We start from the raw sequence: 20,260 nt of genomic DNA, 5'->3' as shown, positions 1-20,260 counted from the left end.
TTTAAATATTGGTGTGGGCGTAAATTTTGAATCCAAACTGCAAATAAGCATAGCCTACCGGCAAATTTAGTGACATTAAAAAAAGAGTAATCAGTATCGATTTTTGGTCTTTTTTATTTTTTAGTAAAAGCTTGATTAAGGAAACCGAAACCACGGTATTTAAAAGGAAAAACGAAATGATAAAAAACAAGCTTATGAAAATCATACCGCTGAATGCCGTGTAGTAATACAGTGCAACAATAAAACCACCAGTCAAAAAAGTAGCTAAAGCCGTCTTTCGGCCAAAATTATTATACTCAATTACCGTTTTCGGATACATGGATTAACTACAAGCTATTTTGTTGACTCTGTTAGCGTGTCTTCCGCCTTCAAAATCAGTTTGCAAAAAAGTATCTACCATTTCAACAGCTTGTTGGATAGATGTAAATCGTGCAGGAATACTGATGATGTTAGCATCATTATGCTGACGCGCTAAAGCGGCGATTTCTTTAGTCCAACACAAAGCTGATCGGATGCCCTGGTGTTTGTTTACTGTCATGTTAATTCCGTTTCCGGAACCGCAAATTACAATGCCGAAATCAGCTTTCCCTGTTTCAACATCTTCCGCCACAGGATGACCAAAATCGGGATAATCAACACTGTCAAAAGTGTCGGTTCCGTGGTTTATTGTTTGATATCCTTTTTGCGCTAAATAAGCAACTATAGCTTTTTTATAATCAGGTCCGGCGTGATCGTTTCCGATAGAGATTTTCATGAGGTATGTTGTGTTATTGGTTGCACAAATTTACGGAAACTATTGATTGAAAACTTACTTAAGTGTAACTACTTGATTATTAAAAATTAAGCAAAATTAGATTTTGAGATAATTGTATAACTAATTAAAAATCATTAGATAAATTTCAAGATAAATGTTAAAATTATAAGATGTTAATAGTGTTTTGCAAATCCTTGATAATCAGTTAACTTTAAATTAACATCAATTGTTAACAACTTTGGATAGAAATTTAGAAGTTTTTTGAGCTTGTATTTCTTTTTTTTCTAATCAAAAATTGAAATGAAAAAATCAAATTTAGTTTTGCCTTTTTTTGGAAAAATTATGAGCATAAAAAAGTAGGTTTTCAACAATAATCAACTCTAAAACTTATTAATATTTTATAGTGCTTTTTAACTGTTAACAACTGTTAATAAAAAGTAAATTTTTACTCATTTAAAGAACTTTACCTTTCTAATTCATTGTTAATTTCTGTTTATAAATTGGTATAACTTTTAAAAAAAATAAAAAGAAGAAAAGTTATTGGCACAATTAACACACTATAATAACCATCATTAAATTTAAATTTTTAAAAAATATTTTCTTTTGTTTTTAGTAAGTGTTGAAAACTTTCACTTTTCAAACAATTTTTAAATGATTGTTTAAGTCGTTTAATATACGTTGTACTTTTTCGAAATCGCTGGGATGTACTTTCAACTGAATGCCTCCATATGCCAAACTGGCAAAAGGATCAATAGCAATTAAATTTTCGTTTTGAAATAAGTACGGAATACCTTCGTTATCCAAAACAGATTTTAATACGGTTATTTCATGAGCAAAGTTAAAAGTTGCTATGATTACAAATTCGGTCATTGGCTTGAATTTTTATAAAAATACAAAAGTTATTTTTTCTATAAATCTTAATACCTAATACTTCAATCTTGTTACTTATTTTGTAATTTTCAGCAATAATAGAAAAGATACAATGAGTAAGAAACCCAAAAAGTTCGGAAAAAACACTAAAACCTTTTCCGAAAAGATTTTTAAAATACTGTCTAAAAATCCTAATAAGCCGTTCAACTACAAACAAATAGCAGCGATACTCGAACTCGACGATACTAAAAGTCGAAATGAAATTATCAAAGATTTAAAAGTTTTAGCCGCTCAAAAACTGATTATAGAATCAGAACCCGGAAAGTATTTAGTCAAAGCCAGCAGTCAAAAATACTACGAAGGAACAATCGATATGACTTCGCGCAAAACAGCCTATTTTGTTTGTGATGAATTAGAGCACGACGTTTTTGTTCCTTTTGTAAACCTCAATCACGCTTTAGATGGTGATACCGTTAAAGCCTATGTTTACGACAGAAGAAGTTCGAGAAAGCCAGAAGCAGAAGTTTTAGAAATTTTAGAAAGACATAAAGAAGAGTTCGTTGGCGTAATTGATATTCAGAAGAATTTTGGTTTTGTTACTACGGCCAATGCCAAAATGTACACCGATATTTTTGTACCTAAAAACAAATTAGGTGAAGCACAACACGGCGATGTTGTATTGGTAAAACTTGAAGATTGGCCTGCTAAAGCCGATTCGCCTTTTGGTTCTGTAATCAAAGTATTGGGAAAACCAGGCGAACACAATACCGAAATTCACGCAATTTTAGCGGAATATGGTTTACCGTATGATTTTCCGATAGAAGTAGAAGCTTTTGCTAATAAAATAGATACTTCAATCACGCCTGAAGAAATTGCTAAACGAAGAGACATGCGTAAAGTTTTAACCTTTACCATCGATCCTAAAGATGCGAAAGATTTTGATGATGCCTTATCGTTTCAAGTTTTAGAAAACGGCAATTACGAAATTGGTGTACACATAGCCGATGTATCGCATTATGTGAAAGAAGGTACTATTTTAGATGATGAAGCTTATAATCGAGCGACATCTGTGTATTTAGTTGACCGTGTGGTTCCGATGTTACCCGAAGTATTGTCGAATTTTGCTTGTTCGTTGCGACCAAATGAAGAGAAATACACTTTTTCAGCTGTATTTGAATTAACACCGAAAGCAGAGGTAGTTAACCAATGGTTTGGTCGAACGGTGATTTATTCTGATCAGCGATTTGCTTATGAAGAAGCACAAAGTATTATTGAAACCCAATCTGATTTAATTCCGGCCGAAGTTTCCTTAACCGGAAAAGCTTATAAAGCTCCGAAACCAATAGTAGAAGCCACCTTGAAGTTAGATGAATTAGCTAAAATTCTTCGTAGAAAACGAATGGCTGCCGGAGCAATTTCGTTTGATAAAGTGGAAGTAAAATTCAACCTAAATGAAGCTGCTGAACCCGTTGGTGTATTCTTCAAAGTGTCGAAAGATGCCAATCATTTGATTGAAGAATTTATGTTGTTGGCTAACAGAAAAGTAGCGGAATTTATAGGCAAACAAAAGAAAACCTTTGTGTACCGAATTCACGATGAACCTAATGAAGATAAATTGATGAATTTACAAACCGTAATTTCTAAATTCGGTTATACCATCAACATGAAATCGAAGCAAGATATTTCGAAATCATTGAATAATTTATTGAATGAAGTTAACGGTAAAAAAGAGCAAAACTTAGTTGATACACTTACTATTCGCAGTATGAGTAAAGCCGTTTATTCTACTGAAAATATTGGTCATTACGGATTGGCATTCGATTTCTATAGTCATTTTACCTCGCCCATTCGCCGTTATCCAGATGTAATGGCACACCGATTGTTGCAATATTATTTAGATGGCGGCAAAAGCGTCAATCAAGAAGATTATGAAGCTAAATGTGCGCATTCCAGTGATATGGAAGCTTTGGCTGCACAAGCCGAAAGAGATTCGGTGAAATACATGCAGGTGAAATACATGCAAGACCATAAAGACCAGGAGTTTTTAGGCGTAATTTCAGGGGTAACCGAATGGGGAATTTATGTCGAAATTATCGAAAACAAATGTGAAGGTATGGTTCGCATCCGAGAAATCAAGGAAGATTATTATGTATTCGATGAAAAGCAATATGCTTTGGTAGGTCAGGTTTCTAAAGCCTTGCTCCAGTTAGGCGATGAAGTATATGTAAAAGTAAAAAACGCAGATTTAGTTAAAAAACAATTGGATTTTCATTTTATAAGAAGAAACGAATAGTATGAAAAATGTAGTGTACAGTGCATTGTTTTTCAGTGCCTTATCTTTCGGACAAGTTGAAAAAAATGTGGGTGATTTTGATAAAGTTACCGCTTTCGATCAGATTGATGTTTTGTTGGTTAAAAGCAACGAAAACAAAGTGATTTTAGACGGAAAAGAAGCCAATGAAGTTGAATTGGTGAATAAAAATGGTGAGTTAAAAATCAGAATGCCGTTGACTAAATTATTGGGTGGTGATCATATTTCAGTTACCGTTTTCTTTAAAGATATTTCAGCAGTTGAAGCTAATGAAGGTTCAAGAATAGCTTGTGCTGATGTTATAAAAACGATGACTTTTGACGTTAATGCTAAAGAAGGCTCTGAAGTTAAAATGAAGCTTGAAACTCAAAAATTATCAGCCAGAATAGCCAACGGTTCTAAAGTTGTCATTGAAGGAACAGCTGATAATCAAGATATTTTAGTGAATTCCGGAGGTATTTACGAAGCACAACAATTTAAAACAAAGCAAACTACTATTACTGCCAATGCCGGTGGCGAAGCGGACATTTTTGCTACAGATATAGTAGAAGCTAAAGTCAGAGCCGGTGGCGATATTACGATTTATGGTAAACCGAAACAAATCAATCAAAAAGTAATAGCCGGCGGAACAGTTCGAGAAGCGAAGTAGAATTTATTTCAATTTCTTAAAATTTAATTCTAACTTGCAGTGTCAAAATTGTAACAATGATATTCCTTAACGATATTTTATCCGCCATTCCGCTTGGTTTTTTCTTGAGTTTTATGATTGGTCCGGTATTTTTTGTACTTCTGGAAACCAGTGTAGTCAAAGGATTCAGAGCAGCAGTCATGTTTGACTTAGGTGTGGTTTTAGCGGATGTTATATTTATCCTCATTGCTTTTTTCAGTAGTTATCGTTTGATTCAAAGTATTAAAGATGATCCGGCTTTATTTATTTTCGGTGGATTGGTTATGCTAACTTACGGTATCATTTCTTTTATCAAAAACAAGAAAGAGGCCAAGAAAAGTATAGATGAAATTGACCCCAAAGAATTAGCTAAAACCAATTATTTTTCTCTTTTTATCAAAGGGTTTTTCCTTAATTTTATCAATATCGGTGTACTTGGATTTTGGTTGGCTATCTTAATTACCATCGGTCCGCAATTGGAATTAAAAGCGTCTCGGATGATTACTTTTTTTGCAACGTTAATCATTGTGTATTTTATCACCGATTTATTTAAAATTATATTAGCCAAACAGTTGCGAAGCCAACTTAACCCTAAAAACATCCTTTTGATTAAAAAAGTGATTAGTATAGCCTTAATCATTTGCGGTGTAGTTTTATTGTCTCAAGCTTGGTTTCCAAAAGAGCAAAAAATAGTAAATTCTGCTATAGAAAAGCTAGAAGAACAAGAATAAGTAGCTTTAAAAGATTTAAAAACCTCAGATTTATTCTGAGGTTTTTATTTTACTTTCAATCGATTTTCAAACAATACTTCCTAAAAATTAACCATAAAAAACCTCCAAGTTTCCTTTGTCAGTCGCGATGCTATTGTGCTTTAAGATTTAGAGTCATCGTTCGGATTCGAACACAATCTTTACTTAATTTTTTCTAAAAATTAAGCATAAAAAAAACCTCCAAGTTTCCTTTGCTAGTCGTGATGCTATTGTGCTTAACATTTAGAGTTATTGTCCGGATTCGAACCCTTTCTTTAATTAATTTTTTCTAAAAATTAACCATAAAAAAAAGCTCTCAAAAAGAGAGCTTAATTAAGAGGCATCGTCCGGATTCGAACCGGAGTATACGGTTTTGCAGACCGGTGCCTAGCCACTCGGCCACGATGCCAGTTGGACGGCAAATATACTAAAAAGTTTTAATTTTAGATTGTTGATTAACGATTTTTGATTTTTGATTTCATTCTACATTCTACAATCATAAATCGGCAATTTTAAATCTAACTTCTGTATTCTTCCAATTCAATGGTAACTGCTTCAACATCACCACCGATAGGTGGATTGAGTTTAGAAACGGCTAATACTATTCTGGATACTGAAGGGATTTCTTTGAAGATTCTGGACACAATTCGTCGGGCAACATGTTCCAATAATTTAGAACGAATAGCCATTTCCTCTACTACAATTTTGTTTAAAAGCACATAATCTACCGTGTCTTTTAAGTCATCACTAACAGATGATTTTCGTAAATCGGTTTTAATTTCCAAATCCACTCTGTAATCAGAACCGATTCGAGCTTCTTCTTCCAAACAACCATGAAAGGAAAAGGTTCTGATATTTTGTAATTTAATCGTTCCCATTGGTTTAGTTTCGGGTTTCGGGTTGTTAGTTTCGAGTTGTTAGTATTTGAACAAACTTACAACCCGCAACTTGTAACTCGTAACGTTTTTAATATCTTTGCTAAAATTACAAAAATAATGTCAACAGAAGAGAAGTCACTTAATTTCCTCGAACAAATTATCGAAGAAGATTTGAAAAACGGTTTGTCTAAGGATAAATTGCGTTTTCGATTTCCACCGGAGCCCAACGGGTATTTACACGTAGGTCACGCCAGTGCTATTTGTTTAAACTTTGGTTTAGGAATTGATTATCAGGCGCCTGTGAATTTGCGTTTTGATGATACCAATCCGGCTAAAGAAGAGCAGGAATATGTGGATGCTATTAAAAAAGACATTGAATGGTTAGGTTATCAATGGGCTAATGAATGTTATGCTTCTGATTATTTCCAACAATTATACGATTGGGCTGTAGAGTTTATAAAAAAGGGAAAGGCTTATGTAGATAGCCAAACTTCGGAAGAAATGGCTAAGCAAAAAGGAACACCAACACAAGTTGGGACTAATTCTCCTTTTCGTAATCGTTCGGTGGAAGAGAATTTAGACCTTTTTGAGCGCATGAAAAACGGCGAATTTGATGAAGGAACGCATATTTTACGCGCTAAAATCGACATGGCTTCGCCGAATATGTTAATGCGTGATCCTATTATGTACCGCATTCTTAAAAAACACCACCACCGAACCGGAAATGATTGGTGTATTTATCCAATGTATGATTGGGCTCATGGCGAAAGTGATTATTTAGAGCAAATTTCACATTCTTTTTGTACGCTGGAATTTTTACCACATCGCGAGTTGTATGACTGGTTTTTAGACCAAGTGTACGATGAGACTAAAGTACGTCCGAAACAAAGAGAATTTGCTCGAAGAAATTTATCACACACCGTAGTTTCTAAAAGAAAACTATTACAACTGGTTGAAGAAAAGCATGTTAGCGGTTGGGATGATCCACGAATGAGCACCATTTCAGGGATGCGTCGCAGAGGTTATCCGCCTATGGCTATCCGAAATTTTGCTAAAACAATAGGTATTGCCAAACGTACGAACTTAATAGATGTTTCATTATTGGAATTCTGTGTTCGCGAAGAATTGAACAAAACAGCACCTCGTGTGATGGCGGTTTTGAATCCGGTAAAATTGGTAATTACGAATTATCCTGAAGGTCAGGAAGAATGGTTAGAAGCCGAGAATAATCCGGAAGAAGAAGTTATGACCTATAGAAAAGTGCCGTTTTCTAAAGAGTTGTACATCGAAAGAGAAGATTTTCAAGAAGAAGCCAATAAGAAATTTTTCCGCTTGACTTTAGGTACTGAGGTGCGTTTAAAAAATGCGTATATCATTAAAGGAGAAAGTGTTATCAAAGACGAAAACGGGAATATCACCGAAATTCATTGCACTTATGATACTGATTCAAAAAGCGGAAGTGGTACAGAAGCCTCACAACGAAAAGTAAAAGGCACCATTCACTGGGTTGCTGTCAATCACGCTATTCCGGCGGAAGTTCGTGTGTACGATAGATTATTCACTCATGAAAGTCCGGATGGTAACAAAGAAATCGATTTTAAAGAATTTATCAATCCGAATTCTTTAGAAGTGATTACCGGTTTTGTGGAACCAAGTTTGCAATCGGCTAAAAATTTAGACCAGTTCCAATTCCAACGTTTGGGATATTTCTGCGTTGATAAAGATTCAACGAGCGAAAAATTAGTTTTCAACAAAACGGTTGGTTTAAGAGATACTTGGGCCAAAGTGGAAAGCAAAGAATAAATTCAGTATAGAAGATTCTAATAAAAAGCCCGCATAATTGCGGGCTTTTTCTATTATTAATAAAACCTATAATTTTTTTAATATTTATAATTTCATCTGATTAAAATTGACTTTCATACATTGGTTTTATTTAATCTTTAAAAATCCTTAAGGTGATTTTATAGTGTTAGCCGTAAAATTCTTTTATATCGCTTTAAAATCATTTTTTGTCATTTAACGACATCTTAACGGCATTTAGACAAAATTTTCGTAACTTTAAGTCAATTAAAAATTTCAAAATTATGTCAGGAAGAAGTAGCGACAGTATTTTGGCACTTTTAGCCGGAGCTGCCATTGGAGTAGGTATAGGAATTTTGTTTGCACCCGATAAAGGTTCAAAAACAAGAGAAAAAATTAAAAACGGTTTTGATGATTTGAAAGATGAAGTAAAATCCAAATTCAACTCCGCCGAAGAAGAAGCCAAAGAAAAATTTTCTCAAACCAAAGATGAGTTAAAAGAAACCGTTGAAAATTTATTATCCAAATCGAGTTATAAAGCTGAGGAAGCCATTACCTTTTTGGAAGAAAAATTAGCCGAGCTCAAAAAGCAAAATGCCAAATTACAGAAGTAATGCCATTTGAAGAACTTAAAGAAAATGTAGAAGACATTCAAGAGAATGCCAAAGCTTATGTAGAAACCAGTTTGGCCTATTATAAACTTTGGGGTTTTAAAGTAGCCATGAAGTCGACTACTTTGATGGTCAAGTTTTTACTAATTGCACTTTGTTTGACCATTGTTTTATTGTTTGTTTCCATAGCCGGTGCTTTGGCTTTAGGACAGTGGTTTAACAGTTATCCATTAGGATTTTTAGCAGTTGCCGGTGTTTATTTGGTATTAGCGATGCTCTTATTTTTGGTAAAAGATAAAATTGTAGAAGGACCAATTTTGGAGAAGTTTTCAGAAATATTTTTTAACGATTGATTATGCAGCCTAAAAAATATTCATCTTACGCCGAGATTGAGCACGATTTAGAAATTCTGAAATTGGAAAAAGAAATCTATTTCCAGAAAATGAAGCTCAGCTATGAGAAAACCAAGGAAAGCGTTTTCCCTTCGGAACCGGTTCAAGGATTTTATGCCGTTTATAAAAAGGTGTTTTCAGGAACTTTAGGGAACATTTTAAAGATAGCATTACCTTATGTAATCAGTTGGTTAATAAACAGAAAAAGAGGCGATTAAGCCTCTTTTTTTGTATTCAATTGTTGTTACTTTTTCGGTTCTTCCGGATTGGAAGTATCCGACGGATTGTAATCGGTAGAAGTGTGATCTTCTTTCTTTTTAATGCGTTTAGGGGCGTTTTTCATCACTTCACCAACTTGGTTACTCGCTGTAAAACTGGCCACCATATTGTTCAACATATCACTTCCGGCTTGAGGTGAATTAGGTAACAAGATTAAGTTCGAGTTGGTATCGGCACCAATAGCTTGTAAAGTATCATAGTGTTGTGTTACCACAATCAATGCCGAAGCTTCTTGCGAATTGATGCCTACATTGTTCAATACTTCCACACTTTCTACCAAACCGCGCGCAATTTCTCTTCTTTGATCAGCTATACCTTGCCCTTGTAAGCGTTTGCTTTCAGCTTCGGCTTTGGCTTTGGCTACAATACGGATTCTTTGGGCTTCCGATTCGAATTCGGCTGCAGTTTTTTCTCTATCAGCCGCGTTGATTCGGTTCATTGCATTTTTTACTTGCATGTCCGGATCGATATCCGTTACCAAGGTGTTGATAATGTCATAACCGTAAGTCATCATCGCTTCGTTTAGTTCGCGTTTCACGGCTATCGCGATATCGTCTTTTCTTTCAAAAACATCGTCTAATTTCAATTTCGGCACCTCGGCACGAACTACATCAAACACATAAGCAGTGATTTGATCGTGAGGATATTCTAACTTATAAAAAGCTTCATACACTTTTTCTTGGATAACTTTAAACTGAACCGACACTTTCATTTTTACGAATACGTTATCTTTGGTTTTGGTTTCGATGATGACATCCAATTGTTGAATCCTCAAATTTACACGACCTGCAATACGGTCGATTACCGGAATTTTAAGCTGCAAACCCGAGTTGCGGATGCTCAAAAACTTACCAAATCGTTCTACGACTACAGCCGTTTGTTGCTTTACGGTAAAAAAGCAAGCGAACAGAAAAAGAACACCAAATACAATTGGGATGATAATAAATTCCATACTATTTTAAATTTTAGTGATTAAAATAGGTTGTACGAAAATATATGTATGTTTGTTACAAATTAACTGTCAACATTACATGAACAAAAAACTTACTTTGCTATTGTTGTTTTTTGCAACTTTAGGTTTCGCTCAATACGGTAACCGAGATGGGAATCGTATCGGTATTTCAGCCGGAATTTCACAAACTACTTTATTCACCAACAACTTCAAAGCTTCTCCGGGTATGGGTTTTGCGGGCGGACTTTCGGTTCGTGGTAATTATTACAACAATTGGAGCATGATTTACGGGATGCAGTTTTTTAGCAATAACTTCTCTTTGGAATCTTCCTTTAATCAAGATATCAAATACAATATTCAAGGTGTTCAAGTACGTATTTTGTTCAGTTATAATGTGGTGGAAGACCACGTGTCTCTGGATTTTGGTCCGGTTTTGCAAGTCAACGGCAAACTTAAAGTAGATCCAACCGATGAAAACCGAATCCTGAAAGGAACGTTGTTAGCGGCCAATCAAATTGTGGATATATCACCGGTTAGTGGTAATTTCTATTTGGGATGTTCTGCCGGTAGTAAAACCATCAGAGCGGTGCTTTTTTATGAATACGGTTTTACCAACATCTTAAACAAACTCAACAAAGACGATACTTTAAAAGTATTGAATAACGGTGATACCTTTAAGGGAAATTTAGGTAGTATTAACGGACAAGTGATTATTAATCTATAAAAGAAAAGCCCCGAGACTCGGGGCTTTTTTTATAATGTAGCTATCGCTTTTTCCAGTCGTTTGATGGTTTCTTCTTTTCCAATCAATTCCACGATATCAAAAAGATGTGGTCCTTTAAGTGCACCAACCAAACTCAATCGGAAGGGTTGCATCACTTTTCCCATACCAATTTCGCTTTTGGTCATCCAATCTTTTACGATGGTTTCGATGTTGACTGACGTAAAATCGCCAATATTTTCCAATACCGAAATCAATTGCCGCATCAAATGCGGCGTATCTTCTTTCCAGTTCTTAGCTGCTTTTTCATCATAAGCTGTAGGTGCTACAAAGAAATAATCGGCCAAATCCCAAAATTCTGAAACAAAATTGGCACGCTCTTTAATTAACGATACTACTTTTGTCACATCGAGCGCAGTCGAGATGCCTTTTTCAGCTAAAGTTGGTGCAAAAGCTTCTGCTAAACTTTCATTGCTTTGTTGTTGTAAATAGTGGTGATTGAACCATTTGTTTTTCTCCGGATCAAATTTGGCTCCGGCTTTGTGTACGCGATTCAAATCGAATTTTTCAGCCAATTCTTCTAAAGAAAAGATTTCCTGTTCGGTGCCGTCGTTCCAACCCAATAAGGCCAAAAAGTTCACTACTGCTTCCGGGAAAAATCCTTTTTCTCGGTAACCCGATGAAACACCTTCTTCGCTTTTCCACTCTAACGGAAATACAGGAAAGCCCATTTTATCCCCATCGCGTTTGGATAATTTTCCGTTTCCGATTGGTTTTAATATCAGCGGTAAATGTGCAAATTCAGGCGCTTCCCAACCAAAGGCTTTGTATAATAAACTGTGCAAAGGCAAACTCGGCAACCATTCTTCTCCACGAATCACATGTGAGGTTTCCATTAAATGGTCGTCTACAATATTGGCTAAATGGTACGTTGGCATACCATCCGACTTAAACAGTACTTTATCGTCTAATAAATTGGTTTCAAACTTCAAGTCACCGCGAATGATATCGTGTAAATGCAAAGTTTCATTTACCGGCGTTTTAAAACGAATCACATACGCTTCGCCATTAGCAATTCTTTTTTCGGTTTCTGTTGCCGAAATAACTAATGAAGTGTCTAATTTTTCACGATTGTGCCAATTGTAAATAAAGGTTTTCCCTTCGGCTTCATGTTGCTTTCTGTGATTGTCTAAGGCCTCGGCTGTGTCAAAAGCATAGTAAGCCCAGCCCGAATTTACCAACTGATCCGCATATTGTTTGTACAAATGCTTTCTTTCGCTTTGACGGTACGGACCAAATTTTTCATTCTTTCCAACGGTTTCACTTGGCGCAATACCCAACCAATCCAAAGCTTCAAAAATGTATTGCTCCGCTCCGGGAACAAAACGGTTTTGGTCGGTATCTTCAATTCGCAAATAGAATACACCGTTGTGTTTTTTGGCAAATAAATAATTAAATAAGGCTGTTCTCACGCCGCCAATGTGCAATGGTCCGGTTGGACTGGGAGCAAAACGAACTCTAACTGGTCTTGACATTTTTATAATTTAGGGTTATTCATATTAACACTGAGCTTGTCGAAGTGTGTACAAAGATAAACAGAAGTTAGAAGTTGGAAGTTAGAAGTTGGAAGTTTTTGACTCGTGTTACCGCTTCATTTTCAAGACATTTTCATTGACAAATTTTTAACGTTAGTTATTCGCCAAAAATTGTACATTTATCGGTTATAAAAAAGATTGGCTCAAAATTGGAAAAATCAACCCTTATTTATCAGAAGTTAGAAGACTTTATTCGAAAGTTTTATACCAATGAATTGCTGCGCGGTACTATTTTTTTCGTCGGCATTGGTTTGCTTTATTTTATCTTCACGCTGTTTGTTGAGTATTTCTTATGGCTTAAACCTGCAGCGCGAACGGTTTTGTTTGTGCTTTTTGTAGCGGTAGAATTGTTTCTGTTGTTGCGATTTATTCTTTTCCCATTGTTTAAGCTATTCAAATTGCAAAAAGGAATCGATTATAACCAAGCGTCCAACATTATCGGAAACCATTTTAATGAAGTAGGCGATAAGCTGACCAACTTTTTACAATTGTCACAAGACCGAAACCAATCGGAATTATTGTTGGCTTCGATTGAACAGAAAGCCGCCACTTTACAGCCAATTCCTTTTGGCAATGCCATCAATTTAGGCAAGAATAAAAAGTATTTACCACTGGCCGTGATTCCGATTTTGTTCTTTTTGTTTTTCCTGATCTCGGGAAAAGGCGAAATTTTATCACAAAGTTTCAATCGTGTGGTAAACTTCAAACAACAATTTACACCGCCGGCACCTTTTGAAATTGTGTTGGTGAACAATGATTTGCAAACCGAACAGAACAAAGATTTCTTGGTTAAAGTTAAAACTGTTGGTAAAGTAGTTCCGGAAAACGCTATGATTTATATAGGCGATGAAAGTTACTTTATGGAAACTACTAAAGCAGGAGAATTTGAATTTGTCATTCCGAAACCATCCGAAGATATTGAATTTCATATCGAAGCTAACGAAGTAAGTTCGCACGATTATGAACTTAAAGTAGTTACGGTTCCATCCATAGCCAACTTCGAAATGATTCTGAATTTCCCGGCTTATTTGAATAAAAAAGCGGAGGTAATCAAAGGCACCGGAAATGCTGTTATTCCTGAAGGAACCAAAGTTACTTGGCGAATGAACACTTTGGCCACTCAAAAAGTGGATTGGGTGAATGCTGCCAATCGCTTTACTTTCGCCAAACAGGACAATGTGTTTACACTTTCGAAAAGCATTCTACAAAATGTAGAGTATCAAATCTTGACGTCCAACAATAAAGTGCAGCACTACGAAAAATTGAATTATCAGATTTCTGTTATCAAAGATCAATTTCCAACAATCACAGTTAACAATGCGCCGGATAGTTTAAAAGTCAATAAGAATTATGTTCTCGGACAAGTTTCGGATGATTACGGGCTTTCTAAACTTCAAATTGTTTATTATCCTAAGGACAATCCCAACACAGCTAAAAAAGCGCTTATCAACGTTAAGAAAGATGTTTATGATCAGTTTGTGTTTGCTTTTCCGAGTAATCTTCCGGTAGAAGAAGGTGTTTCATATGAGTACTATTTTGAGATTTTCGATAATGATGTCATTCACAATTTCAAAAGCTCCAAATCAGCTGTATTCAGCAACCGCATTGCGACTGAGACCGAGAAACAAGATGAAATGTTGCAACAGCAAAATGACAATATCAATTCGTTAGCCAAATCGTTAAAAGCCCAAGACAAACAATTGTCCGAAATGGAGAAGTTGCAAAAAATGGGTAAAGAGAAGGATAATTTAGATTACAAAGAGCAACAAAAAGTTAGCGATTTCATTCAACGTCAAAAGCAACAAGACGAAATGATGAAAGAGTTTTCAGAGAAGATGAAGGAGAATTTGGAGCAATTTAAATCGGAGAAAAAAGACGAGAAGAAAGAATTATTGCAAGACCGTTTAGAGAAAACCAAAGAAGAATTGGAGAAGAACAAAAAGTTGTTGGACGAATTGCAAAAGCTGAATGATAAAATCAGCAAAGAAGAGTTGTTCGAAAAAATGCAAAAGTTCCAACAAGCGAGTAAAAACCAAACCAAGAGTTTAGAGCAGTTGGTTGAGCTAACCAAGCGTTATTACGTTGAAAAGAAAGCGGAACAAATTGCCAATAAACTAGATAAACTTGCGGATAAGCAAGACAAGTTGGCCGATAAAGTTGAAGAAAATTCAGCAGAGAAGCAAGAGGACATTAATAAGGAGTTTAATAAGCTTCAGCAAGAATTAAACGAATTAGAACAGGAAAACAAAGAGTTGAAATCACCAATGGATATTCCCAATTCAGATGAGCAAGAGAAGAGCATAGATGAAGACATGAAGAATGCTAAGGAGCAATTGCAAAAGCAACAAAAAGAGAAAGCGAAGCCAAAGCAAAAGAGTGCTGCTAAGAAGATGAAACAAATGAGCCAGAAAATGGCAGAGCAAATGCAGTCTGGTGATATGGAACAAATGGAAGAAGATGTGGCTATGTTGCGCCAGATTTTGGACAATTTGTTAGCATATTCATTTTCTCAGGAAGAGGTGATGAAGCAGTTCAAAAATTTGAAACGTGGCGCACCCTCTTTCAATAAAAATCTTAAAATACAACAAGATTTGAAGCATCAATTTAAACATGTTGATGACAGTTTATTTGCCATGTCATTGCGCAACCCTAAAATCGCCGAAGACGTAACTAAGGAGATTGGTAACGTTCAATATAACGTTGACAAAGCACTCGAAACGTTAGCTGAAGCTAATGTATCTAAAGGAAATTCTCACCAGCAATATGCTGTTTCTTCAGCCAATAGATTGGCGGATATGCTTAGTGACGTTCTTAATAGTATGCAAATGTCTCTTCAAATGGAAGGACAGGGGAAAGGCAAACCTAAACCTGGTCAAGGTCAAGGTGCCGGTATGCAGTTGCCGGATATTATCAAAAAGCAGGAAAGTCTTGCCGACAAGATGAAGAAAGGCATAAAAAAGGGTGAGAAACCTGGTGAAGGACAAGAAGGTAAAGAAGGTGAAAAGCAGGGTCAAGGTCAACAAGGCAGTAAAGAAGGTAAAGGTCAAAAAGGCGGAAATTCAGGCCAAAGCCAAGGGAACGAAAAAGGAGGTGAGCAAGGACAAGATGGTGAAGGCGATGCAAAAGCTATTATGGAAATCTACAAAGAACAGCAGCAATTGCGTGAAGCTTTAGAAAAGGAATTAAAAAAGCAAGGTATTGGTGGTAATGGTCAAAATGCTTTAGATCAAATGAAGCAAATTGAGAAACAATTATTGAATAAAGGCTTTAATAATGAAACGCTGCAGAAAGTTTTAAATCTTAAATACGAACTGCTGAAACTTGAAAAGGCAGTGCAACAACAAGGACAAGATAAGAAGCGCCAATCGGAAACCAATAAGAAAGAATTTAGTAATCAAGCCAATGCTTTACCAACAAGGTTACAAGAATATTTAAACAGCATTGAAATTTTAAATAGACAAAGCTTACCTTTGCGCTCCAATTTTAACCAGAAGGTTCAAGAATACTTTATCAATAATGATTAGTTTTAATTACGAATGCGATTTTGCTTTAGATAATGAATCTGCTTTTGCGGCTTGGTTAACCGAAGTCATTAAATCCGAAATAAAGAACGAAGGTGAGATTAACTATATATTCTGCGACGATGACTATTTGCTTGAAATTAACAAGCAGTATTTAGACCACGATACGCTTACAGACATTATCAGCTTTGATTATTCTGTGGGAAATGAACTACACGGCGATATTTTCATTTCTATTGAACGCGTTAAAGATAATGCAGCAGATTTTAATGTCTCTTTTGAAGATGAATTAAAACGCGTTATGGTTCACGGTGTTTTGCACTACTGTGGTTATAAAGATAAATCTGATGGTGATGAGCAATTAATGCGTGTGAAGGAAGAAGAAAAAATGAAGATGTTCCACGTGAAACACAATTAGAAAATGTTTTTAGAAAAATACGATACTATTGTTGTGGGTGCCGGCCATGCCGGTTGTGAAGCCGCCGCTTCAGCGGCCAATTTAGGTTGTAAAACTTTATTGGTCACGATGAGTTTGCAAAACATTGCTCAAATGTCTTGCAATCCTGCCATGGGAGGAATCGCCAAAGGTCAAATCGTTCGAGAGATTGATGCTTTGGGTGGTTACTCCGGAATTGTTTCTGATAAAACAGCAGTGCAGTTCAAAATGCTGAACAAATCCAAAGGGCCTGCCATGTGGTCGCCTCGCGTTCAAAGTGACAGAATGCGGTTTTCTGAAGAATGGCGTTTGATGTTGGAAAGAACGCCTAATCTTGATTTTTATCAAGAGATGGTTAAAGGGCTTTTGATAAAAAACAACAAAGTTGAAGGAATTGTAACTTCTCTCGGAATTGAAATTAAAGCCAAAACGGTTATTTTAACCAACGGTACTTTTTTGAATGGGCTAATTCATATTGGCGACAAGCAATTTGGCGGCGGTAGAGCAGGAGAAAGTGCAGCTTTTGGTATTACTGAAGATTTGATTAATGTTGGGTTCCAAGCTGGTAGAATGAAAACCGGAACGCCGCCAAGAGTAGATGGTCGTTCTTTGGATTATTCTAAAATGAGAGAAGAACCGGGGGATTTGGTGCCGGACAAGTTTTCTTATTCAGATGAAACCAAACCTTTAACGCACCAATTGCTTTGTCATATGACTTACACTTCTAATGAAGTGCATGATATTTTACGTGAGGGCTTTGATCGTTCCCCAATGTTTAATGGTAGAATCAAAAGTATCGGGCCAAGATATTGTCCATCTATAGAAGACAAGATTAATCGCTTTGCCGATAAAGAAAGACACCAGCTTTTCGTAGAACCGGAAGGTTGGAATACTGTTGAAGTTTATGTGAACGGTTTCTCAACTTCTTTACCGGAAGACATTCAGTTTAAAGCCTTGCGTTCTGTGGAAGGTTTTGAAAAAGTGAAGTTTTTCCGTCCGGGTTATGCGATTGAGTATGATTATTTTCCGCCTACGCAATTAAAACATACTTTAGAAACCAAGTTGGTTGAAGGCTTATATTTTGCCGGACAAATTAATGGTACAACCGGTTATGAAGAAGCTGCCTCGCAAGGTTTAATGGCCGGAATCAATGCTGCTTTGAAAGTCAAAGAAATGGAACCGATGATTCTTCGCAGAGATGAAGCTTACATCGGAGTTTTAATCGACGACTTAATTACCAAAGGAACGGAAGAACCTTATCGTATGTTTACTTCTCGTGCTGAATACCGAACGCTATTGCGTCAGGATAATGCCGATTTCAGATTAACGCCTAAATCTTATGAAATTGGATTAGCTTCTGAAAAGCGAATGCGTCGTATGGAACACAAATTCAATGAAAGTGAAAAGATGGTGAATTTCTTTAAGGAAACCAGTTTGACTCACGAAGAAGCCAATCCGATTTTAGTCGAAAAGGAAAGTTCTCCCATGACACAATCGGATAAGATGTTTAAAGTTTTTTCTCGTCCTCAAATTGATTTAGAAGATATATTAAAATTTGAAAAAGTACAGCAATATATTCAGGATAATGATTTGGATAAAGAAATTATCGAACAAGCCGAAATACAAGTGAAGTATTCCGGATACATCGAAAAAGAAAGAAACAACGCCGAAAAGCTGACGCGTTTAGAAGATATTAAAATCCCGGAAAATTTCGATTATTATAAAATCAAATCCATGTCGATTGAAGCCAAGCAAAAATTAACGGCTATTCGTCCTATTACTATTTCACAAGCCTCAAGAATCAGCGGTGTTTCTCCTGCTGATATTTCGGTATTGTTGATTTACATGGGACGATAATTTAAAAATACAAAATCAAATCGTTTTTGCGTTCCACGTGAAACTAAGCTTGCCAACCCTTACCAATAAAGAGTTCTATGAGTTTTCAAAACAATATTTTTTTTCAAAAAGTTAAAGATTATTCGGTTTCAAAAGAAATTTTTGAACTGCATCATAATCCTGAGTATGATCTTTTAATGACCTTTCCAAAACCGAGTTTGGAAAAATTACCGTCCTATTATGAAAGCGAAGACTATATTTCGCACACCGACGGAAAGCGTTCTTTGTTTGAAAGAGTGTATCATTTCATTAAAGGCATTGCTCTTAAGAACAAATTGAAATTAATCAACGCACAATCGGCTAAAGGAAAATTATTAGACATTGGTGCGGGAACGGGTGACTTTTTAGTTGTGGCCAAAAATGATGGTTGGAATATTACCGGAATTGAACCAAGCCCAAAAGCCAAAGGAATAGCCATCAACAAAGGTGTAAATTTTGCCAATAGTTTATCTGATTTGGAAAGCCACTCTTTCGACATTATTACCATGTGGCACGTATTAGAGCATGTTCCTAATTTAGAAGACTATTTATCCGAATTGAAAAGGTTAATTAAGCCAACCGGCACCATAATTATTGCCGTACCAAATTTTAAATCGTTTGATGCAAATTTTTATGGCAGACATTGGGCGGCTTATGATGTGCCGAGACATATTTGGCATTTCTCCAAAACGGCTATTGAAAAATTATTTGCCGAAAAAGGAATTCAATTAACAGCTGTTTTACCAATGAAGTTTGATAGTTTTTACGTGAGCTTGCTGTCTGAAAAATACAAAACCGGGCGTATGAATTTCATCAGAGCTTTTTTTGTCGGTTTAAAGTCAAATCTTAACGGAAAGAAAACAAACGAGTATTCTTCGCACATTTACATCCTGAAAAATCAATAAAAACCAAATAAATCAACGAGTTTTAACGCAATACATCACAAATGTGTGTTGGGTTGCCTAAAACAAGATGTTTGTTTAAAACGCTTTATTTGAAGCCGAATTTAATAATACAAGATTATATGACTTTTAAAAACAATAATTAAAAACTATAGTGTTGTCTATGCTGTTTTCAGCCTTATTATTGTCTTTATTTTTATATTTTTGAAACGAAAAATTAATTTATCTAAATAATAGTGAAGTTGAAAATTCACTTGTACCAAAAATCAATTATATATCATGAGTAAAAAAACAGTTATCCTTTTTGCATTGGCTATTTCATTCTTTTCATGCAATAAAACGACCGAAGTAAAAGAATTCAAAACCGCTTACATCGACACTTCTAAATTGATGGAAGAATCAACAGAAGCCAAAGACATAGCCGAAAAATACAAAGACAAATCCAAAGTCATGGGCAGCCAATTGGAAGTAGAAGTGAACCGTTTCAAGTCGGAAGCTGCCAATTTCCAAAAAAATGCACAAGCGAATGGTCAAGTTTGGGCTCAGCAAAAAGGTGCTGAATTGCAAAGAAGAGAGCAAGAATTAAGCTACGCACAGCAAGCGATGTTACAACAGTTACAAAGCGAAAGCGGTGTAGAAATGGATTCCTTAGTAAGCAGTTACAGAAAAGTAATCAAAGAATACGGCAAAGACAAAGGCTATGATTACATCTACGGTACTGGTGACATTGCTTCAGTTTTATATGCTAAAGACAGTTACGACATTACTAAAGAAATCATCAAATTAGTCAACGACAAATACAAGTCAACCGATAAAAAAGAAGAAAAACCTGCAGCTAAAAAAGAGGAAAAGAAATAAATTACTATCCTAACCAATCTTTAAAGCGTCTTTTTTAAGGCGCTTTTTTGTTGTGTATTGAAAGACAATGCTTTACATTTGTATAAGAT

General features: G+C 35.7%; 19 protein-coding genes and 1 tRNA gene. 13 read left to right on the top strand and 7 right to left on the bottom strand.

The window, feature by feature from the left end; translation table 11 throughout:
• Position 1 precedes the first annotated feature (1 nt).
• The 3 genes from ACJG85_RS02835 to ACJG85_RS02825 form a co-directional block, all read right to left on the bottom strand.
• A complete protein-coding gene (locus ACJG85_RS02835; RefSeq protein WP_412476871.1) occupies positions 2–319 on the bottom strand; it encodes a hypothetical protein in 318 nt (105 codons plus the stop codon).
• A gap of 3 nt (positions 320–322) precedes the next feature.
• Positions 323–754, bottom strand: coding sequence for a ribose 5-phosphate isomerase B (gene rpiB, locus ACJG85_RS02830; protein ID WP_412476870.1), 432 nt, complete (start codon positions 752–754; stop codon positions 323–325).
• Positions 755–1,390: 636 nt separating this feature from the next.
• The gene (locus ACJG85_RS02825; RefSeq protein WP_409675137.1) at positions 1,391–1,624 is read right to left on the bottom strand and encodes a DUF2007 domain-containing protein; all 234 of its coding nucleotides are present in this window, start codon (positions 1,622–1,624) and stop codon (positions 1,391–1,393) included.
• A 112-nt stretch (positions 1,625–1,736) separates the two neighbouring features.
• On the opposite strand from ACJG85_RS02825, the gene rnr reads away from it, so the two are divergent.
• From rnr to ACJG85_RS02810, 3 genes are read left to right on the top strand one after another with little or no spacing between them, the layout of a single operon-like run.
• Positions 1,737–3,917 (top strand): ribonuclease R, encoded by a 2,181-nt coding sequence (rnr, locus tag ACJG85_RS02820; RefSeq protein ID WP_409675134.1) that lies wholly within the window; start codon positions 1,737–1,739, stop codon positions 3,915–3,917.
• A gap of 1 nt (position 3,918) precedes the next feature.
• Positions 3,919–4,584 carry a head GIN domain-containing protein gene (locus ACJG85_RS02815; protein ID WP_412476869.1) on the top strand — a complete coding sequence of 222 codons (666 nt, stop codon included), beginning with the start codon at positions 3,919–3,921 and terminating at the stop codon, positions 4,582–4,584.
• 56 nt (positions 4,585–4,640) lie between these two features.
• A complete protein-coding gene (locus tag ACJG85_RS02810; RefSeq protein ID WP_412476868.1) occupies positions 4,641–5,333 on the top strand; it encodes a LysE family translocator in 693 nt (230 codons plus the stop codon).
• 356 nt (positions 5,334–5,689) lie between these two features.
• On the opposite strand, the gene ACJG85_RS02805 is transcribed toward ACJG85_RS02810, so the two are convergent.
• Together ACJG85_RS02805 and folB are read right to left on the bottom strand one after the other, a co-directional pair.
• Positions 5,690–5,760: transfer RNA gene (locus tag ACJG85_RS02805), tRNA-Cys, on the bottom strand.
• 109 nt (positions 5,761–5,869) lie between these two features.
• The gene (gene folB / locus ACJG85_RS02800; protein ID WP_409675126.1) at positions 5,870–6,229 is read right to left on the bottom strand and encodes a dihydroneopterin aldolase; all 360 of its coding nucleotides are present in this window, start codon (positions 6,227–6,229) and stop codon (positions 5,870–5,872) included.
• Positions 6,230–6,346: 117 nt separating this feature from the next.
• On the opposite strand from folB, the gene ACJG85_RS02795 reads away from it, so the two are divergent.
• The 4 genes from ACJG85_RS02795 to ACJG85_RS02780 all read left to right on the top strand — a co-directional run bounded on the left by ACJG85_RS02795 (position 6,347) and on the right by ACJG85_RS02780 (position 9,250).
• A complete protein-coding gene (locus ACJG85_RS02795; protein ID WP_412476867.1) occupies positions 6,347–8,032 on the top strand; it encodes a glutamine--tRNA ligase/YqeY domain fusion protein in 1,686 nt (561 codons plus the stop codon).
• Positions 8,033–8,313: 281 nt separating this feature from the next.
• On the top strand, positions 8,314–8,643 hold the full coding sequence (locus ACJG85_RS02790) for a YtxH domain-containing protein (RefSeq protein WP_409675120.1): 330 nt from the start codon (positions 8,314–8,316) through the stop codon (positions 8,641–8,643).
• The gene (locus ACJG85_RS02785) at positions 8,643–8,993 is read left to right on the top strand and encodes a competence protein (protein ID WP_409675117.1); all 351 of its coding nucleotides are present in this window, start codon (positions 8,643–8,645) and stop codon (positions 8,991–8,993) included. The genes ACJG85_RS02790 and ACJG85_RS02785 overlap by 1 nt, the downstream gene beginning before the upstream one ends.
• Positions 8,994–8,995: 2 nt before the next feature.
• Positions 8,996–9,250, top strand: a complete 255-nt coding sequence (locus ACJG85_RS02780; protein ID WP_412464787.1) for a DUF6327 family protein — start codon at positions 8,996–8,998, stop codon at positions 9,248–9,250.
• A 26-nt stretch (positions 9,251–9,276) separates the two neighbouring features.
• Here ACJG85_RS02780 and ACJG85_RS02775 read toward each other — a convergent pair whose 3' ends face one another.
• Entirely contained in the window at positions 9,277–10,263 is a 987-nt protein-coding gene (locus tag ACJG85_RS02775) for an SPFH domain-containing protein (protein WP_324689532.1), read from the bottom strand.
• 79 nt (positions 10,264–10,342) lie between these two features.
• Between ACJG85_RS02775 and ACJG85_RS02770 the strand changes: the two genes are divergently transcribed.
• Positions 10,343–10,987 (top strand): PorT family protein, encoded by a 645-nt coding sequence (locus ACJG85_RS02770; protein WP_412476866.1) that lies wholly within the window; start codon positions 10,343–10,345, stop codon positions 10,985–10,987.
• Between the two features lie 29 nt (positions 10,988–11,016).
• Here the strand turns inward: ACJG85_RS02770 and gltX are convergent, their stop codons facing one another.
• Complete coding sequence (gltX, locus tag ACJG85_RS02765) at positions 11,017–12,519, bottom strand: glutamate--tRNA ligase (protein WP_412476865.1); 1,503 nt, start codon at positions 12,517–12,519, stop codon at positions 11,017–11,019.
• Positions 12,520–12,728: 209 nt separating this feature from the next.
• On the opposite strand from gltX, the gene ACJG85_RS02760 reads away from it, so the two are divergent.
• The 5 genes from ACJG85_RS02760 to ACJG85_RS02740 all read left to right on the top strand — a co-directional run bounded on the left by ACJG85_RS02760 (position 12,729) and on the right by ACJG85_RS02740 (position 20,171).
• Positions 12,729–16,103, top strand: coding sequence for a DUF4175 family protein (locus ACJG85_RS02760; RefSeq protein ID WP_412476864.1), 3,375 nt, complete (start codon positions 12,729–12,731; stop codon positions 16,101–16,103).
• Entirely contained in the window at positions 16,096–16,518 is a 423-nt protein-coding gene (ybeY, locus tag ACJG85_RS02755) for an rRNA maturation RNase YbeY (protein WP_412476863.1), read from the top strand. The genes ACJG85_RS02760 and ybeY overlap by 8 nt, the downstream gene beginning before the upstream one ends.
• Positions 16,519–16,521: 3 nt before the next feature.
• Complete coding sequence (gene mnmG / locus ACJG85_RS02750) at positions 16,522–18,393, top strand: tRNA uridine-5-carboxymethylaminomethyl(34) synthesis enzyme MnmG (RefSeq protein ID WP_412476862.1); 1,872 nt, start codon at positions 16,522–16,524, stop codon at positions 18,391–18,393.
• 77 nt (positions 18,394–18,470) lie between these two features.
• Positions 18,471–19,316 (top strand): class I SAM-dependent methyltransferase, encoded by an 846-nt coding sequence (locus ACJG85_RS02745; RefSeq protein WP_412476861.1) that lies wholly within the window; start codon positions 18,471–18,473, stop codon positions 19,314–19,316.
• 276 nt (positions 19,317–19,592) lie between these two features.
• Positions 19,593–20,171 carry an OmpH family outer membrane protein gene (locus ACJG85_RS02740; RefSeq protein WP_409675090.1) on the top strand — a complete coding sequence of 193 codons (579 nt, stop codon included), beginning with the start codon at positions 19,593–19,595 and terminating at the stop codon, positions 20,169–20,171.
• The last annotated feature ends 89 nt before the right edge of the window (positions 20,172–20,260 follow it).

It is taken from the genome of Flavobacterium mekongense (assembly GCF_047038255.1).
In the GTDB taxonomy this organism is placed as follows: Bacteria; Bacteroidota; Bacteroidia; order Flavobacteriales; family Flavobacteriaceae; genus Flavobacterium; species Flavobacterium mekongense.
Note: the sequence above shows the minus strand (reverse complement) of the source record. Positions and strands in the feature narration are given on the sequence as shown.

What these genes read in the sequence shown, in the direction of transcription:
- rnr (WP_409675134.1), top strand. Translation starts at nt 1,737, where the DNA reads ATGAGTAAGAAACCCAAAAAGTTCGGAAAAAACACTAAAACCTTTTCC.
- ACJG85_RS02815 (WP_412476869.1), top strand. Translation starts at nt 3,919, where the DNA reads ATGAAAAATGTAGTGTACAGTGCATTGTTTTTCAGTGCCTTATCTTTC.
- ybeY (WP_412476863.1), top strand. Translation starts at nt 16,096, where the DNA reads ATGATTAGTTTTAATTACGAATGCGATTTTGCTTTAGATAATGAATCT.
- ACJG85_RS02775 (WP_324689532.1), bottom strand. Translation starts at nt 10,263, where the DNA reads ATGGAATTTATTATCATCCCAATTGTATTTGGTGTTCTTTTTCTGTTC.
- mnmG (WP_412476862.1), top strand. Translation starts at nt 16,522, where the DNA reads ATGTTTTTAGAAAAATACGATACTATTGTTGTGGGTGCCGGCCATGCC.
- ACJG85_RS02790 (WP_409675120.1), top strand. Translation starts at nt 8,314, where the DNA reads ATGTCAGGAAGAAGTAGCGACAGTATTTTGGCACTTTTAGCCGGAGCT.
- ACJG85_RS02745 (WP_412476861.1), top strand. Translation starts at nt 18,471, where the DNA reads ATGAGTTTTCAAAACAATATTTTTTTTCAAAAAGTTAAAGATTATTCG.
- rpiB (WP_412476870.1), bottom strand. Translation starts at nt 754, where the DNA reads ATGAAAATCTCTATCGGAAACGATCACGCCGGACCTGATTATAAAAAA.
- folB (WP_409675126.1), bottom strand. Translation starts at nt 6,229, where the DNA reads ATGGGAACGATTAAATTACAAAATATCAGAACCTTTTCCTTTCATGGT.
- ACJG85_RS02810 (WP_412476868.1), top strand. Translation starts at nt 4,641, where the DNA reads ATGATATTCCTTAACGATATTTTATCCGCCATTCCGCTTGGTTTTTTC.
- gltX (WP_412476865.1), bottom strand. Translation starts at nt 12,519, where the DNA reads ATGTCAAGACCAGTTAGAGTTCGTTTTGCTCCCAGTCCAACCGGACCA.
- ACJG85_RS02740 (WP_409675090.1), top strand. Translation starts at nt 19,593, where the DNA reads ATGAGTAAAAAAACAGTTATCCTTTTTGCATTGGCTATTTCATTCTTT.
- ACJG85_RS02835 (WP_412476871.1), bottom strand. Translation starts at nt 319, where the DNA reads ATGTATCCGAAAACGGTAATTGAGTATAATAATTTTGGCCGAAAGACG.
- ACJG85_RS02780 (WP_412464787.1), top strand. Translation starts at nt 8,996, where the DNA reads ATGCAGCCTAAAAAATATTCATCTTACGCCGAGATTGAGCACGATTTA.
- ACJG85_RS02785 (WP_409675117.1), top strand. Translation starts at nt 8,643, where the DNA reads ATGCCATTTGAAGAACTTAAAGAAAATGTAGAAGACATTCAAGAGAAT.
- ACJG85_RS02795 (WP_412476867.1), top strand. Translation starts at nt 6,347, where the DNA reads ATGTCAACAGAAGAGAAGTCACTTAATTTCCTCGAACAAATTATCGAA.
- ACJG85_RS02770 (WP_412476866.1), top strand. Translation starts at nt 10,343, where the DNA reads ATGAACAAAAAACTTACTTTGCTATTGTTGTTTTTTGCAACTTTAGGT.
- ACJG85_RS02825 (WP_409675137.1), bottom strand. Translation starts at nt 1,624, where the DNA reads ATGACCGAATTTGTAATCATAGCAACTTTTAACTTTGCTCATGAAATA.